Genomic DNA, 1220 nt, shown 5'->3' with positions numbered 1-1220 from the left:
TTAATCCAACAAGTGATGAAGCCAGTTAAATGGTCAGATTCAATTGAATACTTAATTGAACAAGGGGTAGATACGGTCATTGAAATTGGCCCTGGTAAAACCTTGTCTTCATTTATGAAACAAATCAATAAAGAGATTAAGATTTACCGAGTTGAAGACGAAGAAACCCTGCAGGCAACTATCGCAGGATTGAAAGGATAAGCTATGACTGAGAATACACAAGAATTAAAGAAAACAGCCCTTGTCACAGGCGGTAGCCGTGGTATTGGTGCAAGCATCGCTCACAAGTTTGCAGACCAAGGATACAATATTGTCATTGTTTCCCGCTCTGGTTCTACTGAAAACCATATCCAGGCTTTAGAAAGCAAAAATGTTGTTGTGAAGGATTTCAAGGGTGACGTAACGGATACCGATTTTGCTAAAGAAATCATGACTTTCATCAAAGCAAATTTCCAAACCATCGATGTATTAGTGAATAATGCTGGTATTACCCGCGACACGCTACTAATGCGTATGAAAGAAGCAGATTTCGATGCAGTGATCGATATTAACTTAAAAGGGACTTTCAATTTCATTCAAGCAGCTAGCAAACTAATGATGAAGCAACGTCAAGGTGCCATTATTAATATTGCATCAGTGATTGGTCAAATGGGTAACGTTGGTCAAGCTAACTATGCAGCTTCAAAAGCGGGGATTCTTGGTTTAACGAAGGCTGCAGCACGTGAATTAGGTATGCGTGGTGTCACAGTTAATGCCATTGCACCAGGCTACATTGAAACAGAAATGACAGATGAAATTCCAGAAAAAGCCAAAACGGCTATGCTGGAAAATATTCCTTTACAGAAACTTGGACAACCATCGGACATCGCTGAAGCCGTGTACTTCTTAGCTAACCAAAGCTATATCACAGGTACAACGCTTGATGTCAACGGTGGCTTGTATATGAATTAGGAGGCAATAAATATGACAAACAGAGTAGTCGTAACAGGTATGGGTGCTATTACACCTATCGGAAATGACGCAAAAACATTTTGGACCAATTTAAAAGCCGGCGAGCACGGTTTTGGGCCAATCACAAAATTTGATGCCAAAGATTTAAATGCGAAATTAGTGGCTGAAGTAAAAGACTTCAATCCAAAAGATTTCATGGACCGTAAAGAAGCAAAACGTATGGACTTATACAGTCAATACGCAGTAGCTGCAGCCATCGAAGCTGTTGC

Annotated in this window: 2 protein-coding genes and 1 pseudogene; all 3 read left to right on the top strand. The window is 40.2% G+C overall.

The window, feature by feature from the left end:
- Positions 1-201: pseudogene (locus ACRCJ0_RS14510) on the top strand (ACP S-malonyltransferase); the annotation flags it as partial.
- 3 nt (positions 202-204) lie between these two features.
- Positions 205-951, top strand: a complete 747-nt coding sequence (fabG, locus tag ACRCJ0_RS14505) for a 3-oxoacyl-[acyl-carrier-protein] reductase (protein ID WP_026465984.1) — start codon at positions 205-207, stop codon at positions 949-951.
- Positions 952-963: 12 nt separating this feature from the next.
- On the top strand, positions 964-1220 hold a 257-nt coding region (locus ACRCJ0_RS14500; protein ID WP_431390910.1), incomplete at its 3' end, for a beta-ketoacyl synthase N-terminal-like domain-containing protein.

The organism is Aerococcus sp. L_32, from assembly GCF_050689315.1.
The sequence above is the reverse complement of the archived record's forward strand: the minus strand, read 5'-3'. Positions and strand labels throughout refer to the sequence as shown.